The organism is Maribacter sp. BPC-D8, from assembly GCF_035207705.1.
In the GTDB taxonomy this organism is placed as follows: Bacteria; Bacteroidota; Bacteroidia; order Flavobacteriales; family Flavobacteriaceae; genus Maribacter.
The window spans coordinates 931,487-948,237 of record NZ_CP128187.1 but is presented as its reverse complement, the minus strand read 5'-3'; the positions used below and the strand labels follow the sequence as shown (position 1 = coordinate 948,237).

Annotated in this window: 20 protein-coding genes; 9 read left to right on the top strand and 11 right to left on the bottom strand. The window is 34.2% G+C overall.

What is annotated here, in order from left to right; genetic code table 11:
- Positions 1–5: 5 nt before the first annotated feature.
- From coaE to QSV08_RS04145, 11 genes are all read right to left on the bottom strand, one after another.
- Complete coding sequence (gene coaE, locus QSV08_RS04195) at positions 6–590, bottom strand: dephospho-CoA kinase (protein WP_324026858.1); 585 nt, start codon at positions 588–590, stop codon at positions 6–8.
- Complete coding sequence (locus tag QSV08_RS04190) at positions 587–1,552, bottom strand: hypothetical protein (RefSeq protein ID WP_324026857.1); 966 nt, start codon at positions 1,550–1,552, stop codon at positions 587–589. The genes coaE and QSV08_RS04190 overlap by 4 nt, the downstream gene beginning before the upstream one ends.
- Positions 1,552–2,559 carry a glycosyltransferase gene (locus QSV08_RS04185; RefSeq protein ID WP_324026855.1) on the bottom strand — a complete coding sequence of 336 codons (1,008 nt, stop codon included), beginning with the start codon at positions 2,557–2,559 and terminating at the stop codon, positions 1,552–1,554. The genes QSV08_RS04190 and QSV08_RS04185 overlap by 1 nt, the downstream gene beginning before the upstream one ends.
- Before the next feature lie 55 nt (positions 2,560–2,614).
- Positions 2,615–3,421 carry an enoyl-ACP reductase FabI gene (locus QSV08_RS04180; RefSeq protein ID WP_073244756.1) on the bottom strand — a complete coding sequence of 269 codons (807 nt, stop codon included), beginning with the start codon at positions 3,419–3,421 and terminating at the stop codon, positions 2,615–2,617.
- 162 nt (positions 3,422–3,583) lie between these two features.
- Positions 3,584–5,251, bottom strand: coding sequence for a DNA repair protein RecN (recN, locus tag QSV08_RS04175; protein ID WP_324026851.1), 1,668 nt, complete (start codon positions 5,249–5,251; stop codon positions 3,584–3,586).
- Between the two features lie 55 nt (positions 5,252–5,306).
- On the bottom strand, positions 5,307–6,200 hold the full coding sequence (locus QSV08_RS04170) for a DUF4835 family protein (protein ID WP_324028348.1): 894 nt from the start codon (positions 6,198–6,200) through the stop codon (positions 5,307–5,309).
- The gene (coaBC, locus tag QSV08_RS04165) at positions 6,193–7,398 is read right to left on the bottom strand and encodes a bifunctional phosphopantothenoylcysteine decarboxylase/phosphopantothenate--cysteine ligase CoaBC (protein ID WP_324026850.1); all 1,206 of its coding nucleotides are present in this window, start codon (positions 7,396–7,398) and stop codon (positions 6,193–6,195) included. Before coaBC ends, QSV08_RS04170 begins: the two co-directional genes overlap by 8 nt.
- Before the next feature lie 5 nt (positions 7,399–7,403).
- Positions 7,404–7,730, bottom strand: coding sequence for a DNA-directed RNA polymerase subunit omega (locus QSV08_RS04160; protein WP_324026848.1), 327 nt, complete (start codon positions 7,728–7,730; stop codon positions 7,404–7,406).
- Positions 7,731–7,747: 17 nt separating this feature from the next.
- The gene (locus QSV08_RS04155; RefSeq protein ID WP_324026846.1) at positions 7,748–8,575 is read right to left on the bottom strand and encodes an outer membrane protein assembly factor BamD; all 828 of its coding nucleotides are present in this window, start codon (positions 8,573–8,575) and stop codon (positions 7,748–7,750) included.
- Positions 8,576–8,694: 119 nt separating this feature from the next.
- Entirely contained in the window at positions 8,695–9,585 is an 891-nt protein-coding gene (gene dapA, locus QSV08_RS04150; protein ID WP_324026844.1) for a 4-hydroxy-tetrahydrodipicolinate synthase, read from the bottom strand.
- A 2-nt stretch (positions 9,586–9,587) separates the two neighbouring features.
- Entirely contained in the window at positions 9,588–10,121 is a 534-nt protein-coding gene (locus tag QSV08_RS04145; RefSeq protein ID WP_324026842.1) for a DUF6913 domain-containing protein, read from the bottom strand.
- A gap of 45 nt (positions 10,122–10,166) precedes the next feature.
- On the opposite strand from QSV08_RS04145, the gene QSV08_RS04140 reads away from it, so the two are divergent.
- The 9 genes from QSV08_RS04140 to QSV08_RS04100 all read left to right on the top strand — a co-directional run bounded on the left by QSV08_RS04140 (position 10,167) and on the right by QSV08_RS04100 (position 16,634).
- The gene (locus QSV08_RS04140; protein ID WP_324026841.1) at positions 10,167–10,952 is read left to right on the top strand and encodes a 5'-nucleotidase; all 786 of its coding nucleotides are present in this window, start codon (positions 10,167–10,169) and stop codon (positions 10,950–10,952) included.
- 1 nt (position 10,953) lies between these two features.
- Complete coding sequence (locus QSV08_RS04135; RefSeq protein WP_324026840.1) at positions 10,954–11,859, top strand: bifunctional metallophosphatase/5'-nucleotidase; 906 nt, start codon at positions 10,954–10,956, stop codon at positions 11,857–11,859.
- 14 nt (positions 11,860–11,873) lie between these two features.
- Positions 11,874–12,323, top strand: a complete 450-nt coding sequence (locus QSV08_RS04130; RefSeq protein ID WP_324026838.1) for a GNAT family N-acetyltransferase — start codon at positions 11,874–11,876, stop codon at positions 12,321–12,323.
- Positions 12,324–12,452: 129 nt separating this feature from the next.
- The gene (locus tag QSV08_RS04125; RefSeq protein ID WP_324026836.1) at positions 12,453–13,220 is read left to right on the top strand and encodes a hypothetical protein; all 768 of its coding nucleotides are present in this window, start codon (positions 12,453–12,455) and stop codon (positions 13,218–13,220) included.
- A gap of 103 nt (positions 13,221–13,323) precedes the next feature.
- Positions 13,324–13,872: a hypothetical protein gene (locus QSV08_RS04120; protein ID WP_324026834.1), complete on the top strand. Its 549-nt coding sequence runs from the start codon at positions 13,324–13,326 to the stop codon at positions 13,870–13,872.
- Between the two features lie 290 nt (positions 13,873–14,162).
- Entirely contained in the window at positions 14,163–14,324 is a 162-nt protein-coding gene (locus QSV08_RS04115; protein ID WP_324026832.1) for a hypothetical protein, read from the top strand.
- A gap of 144 nt (positions 14,325–14,468) precedes the next feature.
- The gene (locus tag QSV08_RS04110; RefSeq protein ID WP_324026830.1) at positions 14,469–14,816 is read left to right on the top strand and encodes a hypothetical protein; all 348 of its coding nucleotides are present in this window, start codon (positions 14,469–14,471) and stop codon (positions 14,814–14,816) included.
- Between the two features lie 87 nt (positions 14,817–14,903).
- Positions 14,904–15,158 carry a hypothetical protein gene (locus QSV08_RS04105; RefSeq protein ID WP_324026828.1) on the top strand — a complete coding sequence of 85 codons (255 nt, stop codon included), beginning with the start codon at positions 14,904–14,906 and terminating at the stop codon, positions 15,156–15,158.
- Positions 15,159–15,383: 225 nt separating this feature from the next.
- A complete protein-coding gene (locus QSV08_RS04100; protein ID WP_324026827.1) occupies positions 15,384–16,634 on the top strand; it encodes a hypothetical protein in 1,251 nt (416 codons plus the stop codon).
- The last annotated feature ends 117 nt before the right edge of the window (positions 16,635–16,751 follow it).

The window sequence follows — 16,751 nt, the reverse complement described above, 5'->3', positions numbered from 1 at the left end:
AATAACTAACAGTCAGTAAGGATAGATGCGTGAACTTGAAGAACTTTTTCTCTAGTTCTTTCCAAGTCGATATTTTCGATAATAAAATTAGCTAATTCTAATTTGATTTCATCATCAAGCTGATTATTCATACGAGCTTCAACCTGCGCTCTTGTACTATTATCTCTGCTCAACACTCGTTCGATGCGTACTTCTTTTGGGGCAGTTACCAAAATTACGTCATCATATAGCTCTTGCGATTTATTCTCAAATAACAATGCCGTTTCTTGAATTACATAACATGAGTCTTGCTCTTTTATCCAATCTATGAAATCTTGCCTTACTACCGGATGTACTATATTATTGAGTTCTGCTAATAACTCTGAATCATTGAAAACTTTCTCTGCTATAAACGGTCTGTTCAGCTTTCCTTCCTCATAGGCTTCTTCCCCCAACAACGCTACCAATTGCTTATTGATAATCTTTGAAGTGTTCATTAAATACTTTGCACGTTTGTCTGAATCGTAAACCGGAACGCCTAGTTCTTTAAACATAGTAGCAACAGTAGACTTACCACTTCCTATTCCCCCTGTAAGACCAATTACTATCATTCTCTTCGGAGTATAAATTCGACTTCGTTTGTACTCATTACAGCATTATTTAATGTTCTTGGGTATTTCACTAATTTTACAGACAATCTATTTTCTGTCTCTTTGGATATTTTGGCGTAATCTGCCTCTACAGAAAAATCTTCTATTTCTAATTGTTTCAAATGCTCTAAAGTGCCCTGGCAACGAACTTCAACAATTTCTGGAAAAGTACGAACCTTTATATTTTCAGGTAAATTAATAACATGAACAGGAACTTTAATGACCTGTTCAGAAAATTTAACCACCTTACCAGAAACCATTACTTTTTGTTTAGAAAATGTAGTTCCTTTTAATTGCTTTGGTAATTGCAATGCAATTTCATTTGAAAAAGAGCTATTTACATTGTCTGATTTAAACAACACAGTTCCTATTTGATTTATAGTGTCTATTTGACTCTTAGGCCCTGATAGCTGAATAGAATCTGGCACAACCTTAATACTACCTTCAAGAATGTGATTGGTTGCAAAAGTCATTTCTATTAGTGCCATAACAGGTACTTTCTTTGTCTCTAAAGATGTAAAATCGAAATATATTGCGTCGCTATCAAAATCGGTCAGCGTGCTATAATTATTAAGTTGAGATTCTAATTGAATTCTAATTTGGTCAGCCGTTAGATAATAGCTATCATCTTTATGCATCACCTTACTGACATCTAATTGAATACGCTTAGGTTTCAATTCATACCCTAAAAACTGGAATCCTGCTGCTTGTAGACGTACTTGAATTTCATCTTTGGGCGTATTTGCCAATAAGAATTCTTCTGGAATATTAATATATTCTACTTGAAAAGTGGTGTTATTGGTATAGGTAAGTGATAATTTATTAATTAGCCAAGCGAGTGATGCACACAACAAGAACACAAGAAAGACTTTTACCTTTCTTTTCTTTAGTCCTGTCTTAATCCACTCTAATAAACGTTCCATCAGTTCACTCTAAAAAATAATTTCGGAAAAATTTCCTCTGGCTTTTTTCCTGAAGAATTAATATACAAGGTTGATTTTAAAAATCCGCACCCATATCCAAAAAATTGTATCGCAGTTGCCACTAAAGATAGAAAGGCTACTTTTAAATTACCAGTTTTTCGAAGGGCATCTATGAACAATAGCAGAAAATATAAAAAGTAAAAGTACAATGGCAGCATAAACCCCACTATTGCCAATACAATCGAAATCAATAACCCTAAGCAAAACACAGTCGGAAACCAATACGTGATCTTCTTTGTTTCTGGATGCCACTTATTTAAAATTGGGCGCACCATACCAAATTTGTTTACCTGAATGTAAAACTTGTTCCAGTCTATTCTTCTCTTATGATAAACAAATGCTTCTGAAATTAATTTTGTTCTATACCCCTTATTCCAAATACGTATGGTAAGGTCTGGATCTTCACCTGGGTGAATATTTCCGTATCCGCCTACGTTTTCAAAAGCTTCTTTAGAAATACCCATATTAAAGCTTCTGGGCTGAAATTTATCTACTGCTTTTTTTCCACCACGAATTCCGCCAGTGGTTAAAAAAGAGGTCATGGCATAATTAATTGCTTTTTGAACGGTAGAAAAAGATTCATGTGCTGCATCTGGACCACCATAGCAATGCACATAATCTTCTTGTAAACTCTTTTCTGCTTCCACAAGGTATTGTGGCGGTAAAATACAATCAGAGTCTAAGACTATGAAGTAGTTACCCTTTGCCCGAGACATTCCGTAATTACGAGAATCACCAGGACCAGAATTAGGCTTTTTATAATATGAAATTGCCAGAGCATCTACATACTCACCTATGACTTCTTCAGACGAAATGGTAGATCCGTCTTCGACGATAACCACCTCAAAAGTTTTGTCATAGGTTTGTAAACGTAGACTGCCCAACAGTTCCTTAATTTCGTTGGGTCTATTGTATACAGGAATGATAAAAGAAAACGATAAGTCCATTATTACCTTCCTTTAATGAATAGGATCCAACAAAATTGGAAAATTAAAATTATGATTAAAACTTCTCAATAACTTCTTGACTAACCCCTGTATTAGAGAAGCCACCGTCATGAAACAAGTTTTGCATCGTCACTTTTCTTGTAAGGTCAGAGAATAATGTTATGGTATAATCAGCACAATCTTGAGCTGAAGCATTACCTAACGGAGACATTTTTTCAGCATAGCTGATAAAACCATCAAAACCTTTTACTCCTTGACCTGCAGTAGTTGCAGTAGGTGACTGAGAAATCGTATTTACACGAACATTCTTTTCTTTACCAAAGAAGTAACCAAAACTACGAGCAACAGACTCTAAATATGCTTTGTTGTCTGCCATGTCATTATAATCTGGGAATGTTCTTTGTGCTGCCATATAGGTCAACGCTACAACACTACCCCACTCATTCATAGCATCTGCTTTGTAAAGCGATTGTAATACTTTATGAAAAGAAAGGGCTGAAACATCCCATCCTTTTGCTGTGAAATCATATTTCTCATCTGTGTAAGCACGACCTTTACGTACGTTAACCGACATACCGATAGAATGCAATACGAAATCAATTTTTCCTCCTAATATTTCAACAGCCTTTGCTACTAAATTATCCAAGTCTTCAACACTTGTTGCATCTGCTGGTATAACTTCTGAACCGGTTTCTTTAGCCAATTCATCTATCTGTCCCATTCTCATGGCAATTGGGGCATTTGTCAATACAAAAGTACCACCTTCTGCGTGTACTGTTTGTGCCGTTTTCCATGCAATAGAATTTGCGTCTAGTGCTCCAAAAATAATTCCCCTTTTTCCTTTTAATAAGTTATATCCCATGCTGGTTGATTCTATAGTTAGATTTAATATATCAAAGATATCTAAAATATGTTAATAGAGAATTGAAGTGTTGCTTAAAAACCCTAAAACAACAGTCTTAATTCAAGTAAACAAAGACTTGATTGCTATTAGACCAATTGCATATTTTAAAAATGGCGTAATTTATATACTTGAAGAAGCGCTCAAAAGTTCTTTTGCATGTGCCAATGCAGAATCTGACAAATCTTTTCCGCTTAACATATGAGCTAATTCCACTACCCTTTCTTCATCTGTCAATTGCTTTAAATTCGTCATGGTACGCTCTTTACCTTCCGTTTTAAAGACTTTAAAATGGTTATTACCTTTTGATGCAACTTGCGGTAAGTGAGTAATAGAAAAAACCTGTAAATCGGTACTCATATCTTTCATGATATCTGCCATGCGGTTAGATATCTCCCCAGACACACCTGTATCGATTTCATCGAACATGATCGTTGGTAGTTTTTCATACTTAGCCAGCATTGCTTTAATCACCAACATTATTCTTGACAATTCTCCACCAGACGCTACTTTTTTCAATTCACCGTAGCTACCACCTCTGTTTGCCGTGAACAAGAATGAAAGTTCATCTTTACCCGTAGCAGTAAATTCTTTTGCCGTACTTAGTTTTATTTCGAATGATGCACTCGGCATACCCAACAACCCTAAATCAGATTCTAGTTTTTTCTTTAATTGCGGAATTACGGAATTACGCTTTTTACTCAAAACAACTGCTTGCGCTTCTAAAACTGCTTCGAGCTCTTGAATTTCTTTTGTTTTTGATATTATTTTGTCATCCAAATTAGCCGTTTCAAAAACTTTATCTGCAAGGTCATTCTTAATAATAATCAATTCAGCTATATCGCTAACATTATGCTTTTTCAACAAATTGTATAGCAGCTGTAATTTATTATTCACTTGCTCTAATTGATCAGGGTTCGCCTCTACCCCTTCTTGCAATCGTTGCAATTCTGAACTAACATCATCTAATTCTATCAGTACGGATTTTACACGCTCAAACAAATCATTATAGTTCGATCCAAAATCGATTAATTTCGAAAGTGATTGACGCATTTCTGTCACTAAAGGCAAAACACCAATTTGCTCGTCATTAAACAACTGATCTCCTTTTGACAGTTGCTCCATAATCAACTCAACATTGTTTAGTTGCTCATACTCTTCTTCCAACTCTTCAATAACCCCAGCTTTCAATGGTGCCTTTTCAAGTTCTTCTAACAAAAAGGTATTGTAATCTTGTTCTTTATTGGCAGCACTTTGAACTTCAATAAGTTTATCTAGTTCTTTTTGAGCTTTACGATAGGTCTTTAAGCCTTTTCTATATTCTGATAATCGTTTCTGGTTGTTTGCCAATGCATCGACCAATTTCAACTGAAAGTCGTTTTCGGTAAGCTGCATGGTCTGATGCTGAGAATGAATATCAATAAGATTTTCCCCTAAGGTTGATAAAACACCTAAAGTAACGGGAGTATCATTTACAAATGCTCTTGATTTACCACTAGGTAAAATCTCTCGTCTTATAACTGTACTATCTTCATAGTCCAAGTCATTTTCTTCAAAGAAACTTTGGAGTCCGTACGTGTCTATTTTGAAAGTTCCCTCTATAATACATTTTTGATCTTTAACTCGCAAAGAGCTTAAATCTGCACGTTTACCTAGCACTAAAGATAATCCGCCAAGTAAAATAGATTTACCTGCACCTGTTTCACCGGTAATAACCGTGAAACCTTTATTGAAGTCTACTTCTAGATGATCAATTAATGCGTAATTAGAAATGGAAAGGGTTGATAGCACGCGTTAGAATTTTAGATTCACAAAGGTAATCTATAATTCCGTTTTGAAAAATGGTTCAATATTTAATATCGTTCCAGGTAGTTGCGTATAAAGGTGCTATTTTATTGAGGGTTTCCTTAAGCTTTACGATGTCGACTTTTGGGCCATCAGAAAAAATATTTTTTATCTCTTCTGATTTTGCATCAAAGAAAGTAGAAATCAAAAATGCATTTGGTCTTCTATTGATCATCGTCTGAAACAAATTCATCGTACCGGCAATCACTTGCTTGCCCGTACTATTGTTATCAGGTAATATGTCAAGCCCTTTTCTATGATAGTTGTACATCGCAATACGATATTCTCTATAGGTATTTGACAAAAGGTTATCTATCAATTCAAATCTACTTCTGTTAGAATCTGCAGATTGGCTCCATCCGGCAGAATTACTACCTTGAGCTTGGGTTACAATATTCTGTGCCTTTCTATAAAAATCTGTTCCACCTTCTAATGCAAAGGTATCTGCATCTAAGCCTAATATTACATAAACATAATATGCCATTACACTTACCAAATTAGATTCGAACTGATTTTCATTAAAAATTAAAGGCTGAAACTCAATATATTGAAAATTGAACGCATTGTCTTTATAATTAAAAACCGGCGATGAATATGAGGTATTATAAACTGGTCTAGAAGATTGTATTTGAATATTACCACTAAAATTATTTGATTCGTAAGAGGTAATGGTAATGAACATTTGGGCATTTACCCTTTCGTTCTCTTTGTACACTCTATTTGTCCACTTCGTTTTATTGATAAAATCGTTCAACGAACGTTCTAATGTCTTAAAAACTTGTTGCTCACCACGAGATAGTTGGTCAGAATTGACCGTAACTGCACAAGTTAATTCTTGAGCATTTGTAACTAAACTAATAAAGGTAAAAAGTAATAGAAATACAGCCTTACGCATACCGTCTTTTAATAATTTCATTGAAGATATCCACGGCAACTTCTGCCTTGGTCTTTAGTTCAAACGTAGTAATGTCAGAATTGGTATCTATAAATGAAACTTTATTGGTAACGCCGCCAAAACCAGCACCTTTATCTCGCATAGAATTCAATACGATGGCGTCTAAATTTTTTCGCTTTAGCTTACCTTTTGCGTTTTCAATTTCGTTTTCAGTTTCTAAGGCGAAACCGACCAAGAATTGATTTTTTTTATGATCCCCGAAGGTTTTTAAGATGTCTTTATTCTTCACCAATTCAATAGTGAAGTTTTCTTCGGATTTTTTAATCTTTTGTTCTGCTACGGTCTTAGGTCTATAATCTGCTACAGCTGCTGCACAAATTACAATGTCTGAAGTTTCATAATACATTTGAGCGCTATGATACATATCGTCTGCAGACACCACATTGATAACATGAATGTTATCGTGTGTAACAGTTAAATGTGTAGGCCCAGTTACTAAATAAACTTCTGCACCTAGACTTGCCGCTGTTTTAGCGAGTTCAAACCCCATTAAGCCTGAGGAGTGATTTCCTATGAAACGAACAGGATCAATTGCTTCGTAAGTCGGACCTGCAGTAATCAAAACTTTTTTACCTGATAATGGCAATCCATCAGATAACTGCTTTTTAATAAAGCTTATAATATCTTCTGGTTCTGCCATTCTACCTTCGCCATGTAAACCACTAGCAAGCTCGCCGCTTGTTGCCGGTATAATCATGTTACCAAAAGAAGTAAGCGCATCTAATGAACTCTTGGTACTTGGGTGCTTGTACATATCAAGATCCATTGCCGGAGCAATAAAAACCGGACATTTAGCCGATAAATAGGTAGCCATTAAAATATTGTCGCAATTACCCGTTGCCATCTTAGACATGGTATTCGCCGTAGCTGGCGCAATGACCATTAAGTCTGCCCAGAGTCCCATTTCTACATGATTGTTCCAGTCGACAGTATTGCCTTCTGTCTTTACAAAATCAAGCACTACCGGGTTTTTAGCCAAAGTGGCTAAGGTAAGTGGGGAAACAAAAGAGCTGGCGCTATCGGTAAGTATGACCTTAACGTTAGCGCCAGCTTTTATAAATAAACGAACCAAGAATGTTGTTTTATAAGCGGCAATTCCTCCTGTAATTCCTAAAAGAATATTTTTGCCGTTCAACATATTTCTTAAGCGTCTTTTTCTGTGTTTCTATGGTAGATTTTATCAGTCAACCACTCTTCTACCGCCATTGCGTGTGGCTTAGGTAATTTTTCGTAAAACTTAGAAACTTCGATCTGCTCTTTGTTTTCAAAAACTTCTTCTAAACTATCGCTGTAAGTAGCAAACTCTTCTAATTTCTCTAAAAGTTCTTTCTTAATTTCAGAATTGATCTGAACAGCACGTTTTGCAGCGATTGAAATAGCTTCGTAGATATTTTCAGTAGGTGCATCAAACTCATTACGATCAATAGTTACCGTTGATACAGCTGCTTTAGAGTTTTTTAAATCGTTCATATTCATAATTAAATTATTTATTTTGATTCAACGGCCTGCGCTTGCATGCGTTGTAATTCTTTATCAATTTTTTCAATTAAATCTGTAGCTTCTTTATCAAACTTAGATTCTGGAAACTGCTTTTTCATTGTTGCATGAGCAGACTTGGCATTTTTTAAACGCTCTTCTTTTAATTGCTCAAAACTATTTACCGCCATGTGCGTTAATGCTTCTACCTTAATAAACATTGCTTCTTCTCTAAAAGGAGAACCAGGGTTATCTGATACAAAATTATCGCTCGCCGCTACTGCAGATTTAAGCATATCATAATTGAACTCGCCCAATTTATTGTACTGCTTCAATATCTCAAACGCCTTTTCTTGTTTTTTTGTTGTAAGCTCTTGCGCCATACTATTGGCTTCTGCATAAAACTCAGATTCAGAATATGTGTTAATGAAATTCTGCAATTTCAATAACGCCTTATCGGTATCGGTCTGATCTAAAGAATATTCTGGAGATAACATATAGAAACTTTTAGCTCCTAAAAAAGTAGCCTCTACTGCCTTATCACTTTTTGGATATGATTTTACAAAACGCTCAAACTGATAGCCTGCCATATTGTAATCTTCTCGCTGAAAGTAGCTGTTAGATAAAAAGAACATAACACGCTCGCCTTGAGGTTTACCTACATATTTAGGTGCTATCTGCTCAAGCAATCTATTAGCTCTTCTAAAATCACCTTCTTCATAGAAAGTTTCGGCCATATCGTATTTGGCTTTTACATCATCGTTCTTAAGTACTTTTTGGTACTCGCTACACGATTGTAAAGCAATGGCAATCAATAGTATTGGGAAAACTCTCCTCATTTTAAAAAACATTTTGCAAAATTAGTGATTATCAATGGATTTAAAAAACATTTTAAACCAATAAAAATACAGGCTTTACAGCACACGAATGTCCTACTAAGTGAAGATTTAACGAATATTTATGCTGGTATGCGTATCATAGATTCCATAAATGAAACAATTTTGTGCTTTAAGGCATCACTCGCTGTAATCAATGGTAATCTTACAAAAGGCTTTGCAAGACCTAAGTATTCAAAAATAACTTTGATACCTGCTGGGTTTCCTTCTTCGAAAATCAACTTCATACCATCTTGCATTTTATAATGATAGCTATAGGCTACTTCGGTATTACCATCTAATCCTTCGTGCACCATTTTAGAAAATTCTTCTGGCAAACCTTGACCGATTACAGAAATTACACCGTCACCACCAGCAACTATAGTTGGCAATGCCGTAATATCATCCCCAGAAAGCACTAAAAATCCTTCTGGTCTTTTTGATATTAGTTCTTGCACCTGGGTCATATCGCCACAAGCCTCTTTTACTGCTACTATATTATCAAATTTCTTCGCCAGGCGTACAACAGTTTCTGGTAACATATTGCTACCGGTACGGCTAGGTACATTATATAGTATTATGGGTAATGGCGATGCTTTAGATAGCGCTGCGAAGTGCTGATAAATACCTTCTTGGGTAGGTTTATTGTAATATGGAGAAACAGATAGAATAGCATCGTAAGCAGATAAGTCTGCTGTTTGAAGTTCTTCTACCAAGGCCATAGTATTGTTACCCCCAATACCTATTACTAAGGGCAAAGCACCTTGGTTCGCTTCTTCTACGGTATGCATTACCAATTGCTTTTCTGCTTTTGAAAGGGTTACAGATTCGGCAGTAGTACCTAATACCACTAAGTAGTCTATATTACCTTCAATATTATAGGCCACTACTTTTCTAAGAGCTTCAACATCTACCGTACCATCTTCTTTAAAAGGCGTAATTAACGCTACACCTGCTCCCCTTAAATCTCTCATAATTAAATCTCTTTAAAAATGCCCAAGTACTTTTTCAATTCTTTTTTAAATATTTGAAAGTCCTTTAACGGCGTATCTAACATTAAATCATTGTAAGTCGGACCCAATTCTTTAAACCCGACTCTTAAACGAGCTTTTGCCTTTACTGACATTAAATTCAACAGAAGGCTATCCTCATTATAATAATTCACTAAAAGGTCATATTCTCTTCCTAAAAACTCAAGGGCATAACTGTTTTCTATTTCACCGTTCCATCCTAAATCTTTATCTGAAAAAACAGGAGTGGCATATGGTGAGTTTTTATCATAAAAACGCTTATATCCAATAATTTTAACCGCATTGGGATGCAACGATAGCTCTTCTTGAAACTGAAAAAACAATTCAGTTTTCTCAAACTTATCTAGATCCACAATACAACCTACAGAACGTATTCCCTTACTCTCACGCGTTACAGCAACTGGTGTTGCCACCAACTGTTTTAATATCTTACGGCCAGATTTCCGTTTAAACTTGTCCTTAATTCCTTTTAAAAACATGTATTTTTACATTTTGACAAATGTAAATAATATCCCTGCAACTCTATGGCGAAGTTAAAACACTTTGGTATTTTAAAAATAAAACATTTTGTTATATTTTTAACATTGCTCAATTTAGCATCTTGCAAAAACAACCCTGAGCAACTAAAAGAACTGACTGGCAAGCAGATACCTATCGACACAAGTTTTACTTCAGTTGATAGTATTCAAAAATTTATTCAGCCTTATCATGATCGCGTCGAAAGTATTTTAGACAGTACTTTGGCATATGCACCTTTTGTAATCACTAAAACCGATGGCAAATTCAATACTACTGCAGGTAATTTAATGGCAGATATTGTATTAAGCGAAACAAACCCCATATTCAATAAACGCACTGGGCATACTATTGATCTGGTATTATTGAACCATGGCGGTATTCGATCTATTATATCTAAAGGTAATGTCACTTCTAGAACTGCGTATGAAGTAATGCCTTTTGAAAATTCGGTAGTAGTCGTAGAACTTAAAGGCAGTGCCCTATTAAAGATGGTCGACTACCTCATACAATCTAAAAGAGCGCACCCTGTTGCCGGTATACAGCTTATTCTAAATAAAGATAACACGGTAAATACTTTTACTATTAACAGTAAAACTGTAGATAAAAACAAGTCTTATTATGTTGCTACATCTGACTACCTTGTTACTGGTGGCGATAATATGAACTTTTTTAAAGAAGCACTTTCTAAAACAGAAACCGATTATAAGATACGAAATGCCATGATAGATTTCTTTTCTAAAGTGGATACCCTTGCCCCAAAAGTAGATTTAAGATACTATCAATTACAGTAAAATGGAAAGAAGAAAATTTATACGAAATACTGCCGCATCGTCTAGTCTACTGACTCTTGGTGGCTTGGGTTTAAACTCTTGCAATGTATCTACAAAAAAGCATATTACTATTTTACATACCAATGATGTACATAGTCATATAGATGCTTTCCCTAACGATCATGCAGATTTCCCAGGGTTGGGCGGTTTGGCACGTAGAGCAGGTTTGGTAGATAGTATTCGTAAAGTGAACCCGCATACATTTCTTTTCGATGCCGGTGATATCTTTCAAGGTACTCCATACTTTAACTTTTATGGTGGTGAACTAGAATTTAAATTAATGAGCATGCTTAATTATGATGCGACCACTATTGGTAATCATGATTTTGATAATGGTATTGACGGATTATTAGCTCAAATGCCTTACGCTAAATTTAATTTTATCAGTGCCAATTACGATTTCTCTAATACGGTTTTAGATGGATTAACACAGCCGTATAAGATTTATGAGAAAGATGGAATTAAAGTTGGTGTCTACGGATTAGGAATTAAGTTAGACGGACTGGTTACAAAACAACTCTATAAAGAGACCGTATTTCTTGACCCTTATGAACTGGCAACCGATATGGAGATCAAACTTAAGAATGAGGAAAAGTGCGATTTGGTTGTTTGTCTTTCTCACTTAGGATATGAATATAGCACTGAAAAACCCGATGATTTAAAACTTGCCAAAAGAACTAAATACACCGATTTGATCATTGGCGGTCATACCCATACATTTTTAGATAAACCTACAATTGTAACGAATGCTGCTGAGCGTGATGTATTGGTAAATCAAGTTGGATGTTTTGGCGTGAACCTTGGTCGTATCGATTTCTATTTTGACAACAGCACTGTTAACGCGAACGGATACACTATTAAAGTCTAAAAAAGAGACCTCTTATGCTTTACTATAAACGTCACTCTAGCGATAACCAAAACTTCAAAGAATTAGTAGCGCTACTTGATGCAGACTTGGCATTACGAGATGGAGACGAGAATACTTTCTATGCACAATTTAATGGTATTGATGCGTTGAAAAACTGTGTTGTCTTTTATACTGATGAAACCCTTGTTGCTTGCGGAGCTTTCAAAGAATTCAACAAAGACTCGGTTGAGATTAAACGCATGTACGTACAACCAGATTTTCGTGGTAAAGGAATTGCCTCAAAAGTACTCGTAGTATTAGAAGAGTGGGCAAAAGAATTGAATTACACCTACTCCGTCTTAGAAACAGGATTGCGCCAGCCTGAAGCCATTGCACTCTACAAAAAGAATAATTACACAATTATTGATAACTACCCACCGTATGAGCTGATGGAGAATAGTGTTTGTTTTAGAAAGGTGTTGTAACTTATCCACTAGTATTAAGTTTTCTGAATGGCGTTAAAATAAGCGTTCGAAGAAAAACGTATATTTATTATTATCTCACTTACACATATTTGTATGTTGCCCGCTATTTTTAATAAAAAACACTTTATAATGATTTTACTTCCTGCTTTGGCATTATTGTCTTGCGGACAAAACTCATTTGAAAAGAAATTAAATGGAAAGTGGTACGGTAGGGAAAATGATGGATTTACTAGATTCTATTTTTACCCTGATAGCTTAATATCTATGGAATGGAATACACAAAATGTAAAATGGACCGCGAACGAATCAAAAATTGAATTTGATTATATTGAACAGTGGCCCTATCAAACTTTTATAAAGGATACGACAGCAATGATTTTAGAATATGCCCTATCAGATAATAACAATACCCTATCTTTTATTAAAGTTAAAGATTCAAATATGGGACGAAATTTCAATTTAATTCGAGCAGATAATTATTTTGAATTCCTAAGCAAAATAAGTGGTGTACCTTTCAAATTACCATATGATAACAAAATTCAAAGGATAAAGTTAGAAGGAAGTTACGGGCTAAAATTTTTTATCGAAAATACTAATGGCAAAACAACTATAGTTTCGGAATTTGGAAATGGAATGGATTATATTAACAAAGACGTTATCAATTTTAAACGAAATCTTCAACCACTAGATAGATATCATCAGAGAAAATTAGAATCTGAAATTCATTTTAGAATTTTTGCTGACAAGTCAATTTCTGATGAAGAAATTGAAAAACTGATTCAAAAAATCCCCGAAAGCGAAGTAAAAAAGGTCTTTAGAATTTACGAAAGTGAAAATTATTACAATTTCGAAACTTTAGCAGGAAAACCAATTAAAACAATTGCTAACAAAAAATAAGCGAATTGCGGATTATGCTGCTAAATCGAATGGTCTGTATTTATTTAAGAAGTCGCTAATCTCGATAGCTATCGGAAATGTTAGGTCTGGTATAAGAAAACATATGAATAGAATATTATACATTTTACTAATTATCGGATTGTATTCCTGCGGTGTAAATCATAACACCAAAAAGAAAACAGAAAACGTAGAAACTAAAAAATCAACCACTACTCTTAAAGACTTTGAGTTTCTTCAAGATTTTGAGAAAAATAAAACGAAATTTATAACTGATACTATTCAACTTTACGACCATTCTACTGATGGAGGTGATTTAGTGATTTTTCAAAGCAATAACTTTGAATACGATGTATTAGACTTTTGGCTATACGGTGAAACTGGTAAACTGAACTATACCTATTGGACGAAAAAAAATCGAAATACCGAATTCAAGTTCGTACGACAACTGGCATACGATTATGACAGACCTTATTACGAAGAAAATTACAAGACTGACTCTACAATTTATTATCTATCATATTCTGATTCAAAGACACGATTATTTGACATTAATAATTCAGAAATCATAAATCCTGAACAGGTTGTAAAAATTAAATTAGAACTGGAAACATTTTTCAGAGATGTAACTAAGGGAATTGAAATAATAAAATAAATATCTCCAGCACATGGTTACTTCGCCGAACCGAACAATTCAAAACCTTAAAACTAAATATGAGCTATACTGTTTACATTCAAAAATTTGAAAATGGAGATGCTGCAAATATTGATTTTAAGGAACTCGAACAAATATTATCTAAATATGGAAAAATTGAATCTGGTAATTTTGATTAATTTACAAGATAATAAGAAGTTCAATATACTTTTAAAACCTTAATAAACATCAATGCAACTATTCTAATATAAAAACGTTCGAGATATTAAATAGACCATAGAATACTACTGATGAAACATCATTTTGGAGATTTTTTAGATAGAACAGGCGACTATTGGACAAAAATACCCAATAGAGACAGATTTGCGTTCATAGCAAATTTCGAAATTGGTAATAAAGAAGAAGTCAAAATCTTAACCATTGGCAAAAACCAAGAAAAGGAACATTGGTAGCAAATATTTGATTGTCCAAACCTTGAAGAACTAACTTTAAACGACCCTAGCAAAGAACAAGTTCAAGCTATTAGAAAACTGACACATCTTAAAAGATTAAGAGTTACTTTTTTTAGAGCAAAAGACATTGATTTTATTGGTGATTTGTACAATTTAGAAGAGTTAATTCTTGAATATGTTTCTGGATTTTCAGACCTTTCTCCATTAAAAAAGTTGACAAAACTTAAATCTTTACACTTCGAAAATCTTAGAAAAGTTAAAAATTTTGATGGGCTATCAGGCATTAAAAGTTTAAGATATTTATACATAAACGGAACTTTAGATTGGAAGCAACCTATTGAGAATTTTGAATTTTTAAAAGGACTACCAAATCTTGAGGTTTTGGCTTTAATTTGGGTTATTAATAAAACTGCTTACCCTGCTTTTGAGCCTATTGCAACTTTAAAAAAACTTAAGAAAATAAATATAATTAGTAATATGTTCGCTACCTAAGAATTTGCTTTTTTAGAGACAGCATTACCAAATATAGAGGGTGCACTTTGGGAGCCTTTTACAAAAGTAGTACATGGGTATTGCGATGTGCTTTATCTTCCCAAAAAAGATTTCCGCTCAAAATTATCTGAAGAAATTCTAAAGAAAGAACATACTGAGGTTTCTATAAACCATGAAGGTAGAAGAATTATCAAAGACCCTAACCCTGGTTATTTTGAGTTTTTAGGCAAGGGTGCAGGTAAAGTAAAATGCAATAACCCTAAAGCTGATGAGAAATGTTTAGAATTCAAAAGCAGATATGAAGAAATGAAAAAGGATGCGCAAGTTTTAATAAAACAGTAAATCTCAAATAATGGTACTACTCTAGTTATGCATATAATTAAAAACAAATGTAATGCAAGAACAACTTAAGTTGATCAAGCAAAGTAACTTGAAGAAAAAATTAGCACATAAAATCTGTATTAAATAATAAAGACATTCATCAATACAACTATACCCAAACTATAACTTTAAAAATGCTGATGTAACATTTTCAAAAACTGGTTATCTATTAATGAAAACCAAACAATGAAAAACATTTTAGTAGTTCTAGTAGCAGTCATCTCACTTCACTCCTATTCGCAAACAAAAATTGATTACTTAGAAAATAATCGATTTGATATGACGGAATCAAATTTTAATTTCCCTCAAAAAAACTTCAACATCATCGGTTTTGGTGCTTACCATGGTAGTGTAAAAACTGAAACTGCAGAACACGCCTTGCTTACTTCGCTAACTAAAGCTGGTGCTGTTGAATATTACTTACCCGAAACAGATTTTAGTCTTGGGCATTTCTTTAATACATACTTACAAACTGGTGACACCTTGTTACTAAAAGATTTAGTAAGTAATTACGGTGCTAGAGTACCACAAGAGCAAAGTATTGAAACTTATGAAAAGTGGAAAAGCATTAAGAACCTCAACGATAAACTCCCAGAAAAAGACAAATTGACCGTTGTGGGTATTGATCAATTAGTGACCTACAAATACACTTCTAAACACTTATTAGAATTAATACCTACTAATACGATTAAAGATACAGCTGTACGTAATTTAGAACAGATGGTTGCCTTAGACACCACAGATTATTCGCCTTACTACGATAGTTACTCTAAAAGTGTGCTGAAAGCCTTAGTAGCATCCTATGAGGCAAATACTGAAACGTACTCAAAGTCCATTAAAGATACTTTTGCTTTTAATCACATTATGCAAGACTTGAAGTATTCTTTTAATCCTAAAATCAACCGAGAAGAAGTGATTTTCAATAATTATGTTCACTTAGACTCCATTTACAATTTCAAACAAAAACCTCAATTTCTAAGGTTTGGTTTTTTCCATTTAGAGAAACAGAGAGAGGGCAATAATCCGTCATTTTTTACCAGATTAATAGAAAATAATATTTATCCACGCGATAGGGTAATTTCGGTTATTGGCTACTTTACAGAAAGTCGTGTGCTTTGGGACCATGTGTATGATGACAACGGAGAATATCTCTCTTTCACTACCGAAGGTGGATTCGGAATCGGAGATTATGAGAAAGAGTATTTTCTCGGCATTGAGCACTTAAAAAAGGCTAAATTATCTGACATGACCTTATTCCGCTTAAATACTAGTAATACGCCGTACAGTGCTGGAATGCCAGATTTGATAGAGATTGTGATGACAGATGATACCTCAAATGGAGAAGCCGTAAAAGGAAAATCTACCACAGAGTTTATCGATTATGCCATTTTAATTTACAATTCAAAAGCGAATACGCCAATTGAAGAGATGAAATAATTTTGCTACAACGTGAAGTCTTCAAACAAAAAGTAGCTTTAATGTGATTTCAAGTAAAACACATTACTATACTTGCCATAATCATTAATTTTACTGCGTAAAACAAAATAACACACT

What these genes read in the sequence shown, in the direction of transcription:
- coaE (WP_324026858.1), bottom strand. Translation starts at nt 590, where the DNA reads ATGATAGTAATTGGTCTTACAGGGGGAATAGGAAGTGGTAAGTCTACT.
- QSV08_RS04190 (WP_324026857.1), bottom strand. Translation starts at nt 1,552, where the DNA reads ATGGAACGTTTATTAGAGTGGATTAAGACAGGACTAAAGAAAAGAAAG.
- QSV08_RS04185 (WP_324026855.1), bottom strand. Translation starts at nt 2,559, where the DNA reads ATGGACTTATCGTTTTCTTTTATCATTCCTGTATACAATAGACCCAAC.
- QSV08_RS04180 (WP_073244756.1), bottom strand. Translation starts at nt 3,421, where the DNA reads ATGGGATATAACTTATTAAAAGGAAAAAGGGGAATTATTTTTGGAGCA.
- QSV08_RS04170 (WP_324028348.1), bottom strand. Translation starts at nt 6,200, where the DNA reads ATGCGTAAGGCTGTATTTCTATTACTTTTTACCTTTATTAGTTTAGTT.
- coaBC (WP_324026850.1), bottom strand. Translation starts at nt 7,398, where the DNA reads ATGTTGAACGGCAAAAATATTCTTTTAGGAATTACAGGAGGAATTGCC.
- QSV08_RS04160 (WP_324026848.1), bottom strand. Translation starts at nt 7,730, where the DNA reads ATGAACGATTTAAAAAACTCTAAAGCAGCTGTATCAACGGTAACTATT.
- QSV08_RS04155 (WP_324026846.1), bottom strand. Translation starts at nt 8,575, where the DNA reads ATGAGGAGAGTTTTCCCAATACTATTGATTGCCATTGCTTTACAATCG.
- dapA (WP_324026844.1), bottom strand. Translation starts at nt 9,585, where the DNA reads ATGAGAGATTTAAGGGGAGCAGGTGTAGCGTTAATTACGCCTTTTAAA.
- QSV08_RS04145 (WP_324026842.1), bottom strand. Translation starts at nt 10,121, where the DNA reads ATGTTTTTAAAAGGAATTAAGGACAAGTTTAAACGGAAATCTGGCCGT.
- QSV08_RS04140 (WP_324026841.1), top strand. Translation starts at nt 10,167, where the DNA reads ATGGCGAAGTTAAAACACTTTGGTATTTTAAAAATAAAACATTTTGTT.
- QSV08_RS04135 (WP_324026840.1), top strand. Translation starts at nt 10,954, where the DNA reads ATGGAAAGAAGAAAATTTATACGAAATACTGCCGCATCGTCTAGTCTA.
- QSV08_RS04130 (WP_324026838.1), top strand. Translation starts at nt 11,874, where the DNA reads ATGCTTTACTATAAACGTCACTCTAGCGATAACCAAAACTTCAAAGAA.
- QSV08_RS04125 (WP_324026836.1), top strand. Translation starts at nt 12,453, where the DNA reads ATGATTTTACTTCCTGCTTTGGCATTATTGTCTTGCGGACAAAACTCA.
- QSV08_RS04120 (WP_324026834.1), top strand. Translation starts at nt 13,324, where the DNA reads ATGAATAGAATATTATACATTTTACTAATTATCGGATTGTATTCCTGC.
- QSV08_RS04115 (WP_324026832.1), top strand. Translation starts at nt 14,163, where the DNA reads ATGAAACATCATTTTGGAGATTTTTTAGATAGAACAGGCGACTATTGG.
- QSV08_RS04100 (WP_324026827.1), top strand. Translation starts at nt 15,384, where the DNA reads ATGAAAAACATTTTAGTAGTTCTAGTAGCAGTCATCTCACTTCACTCC.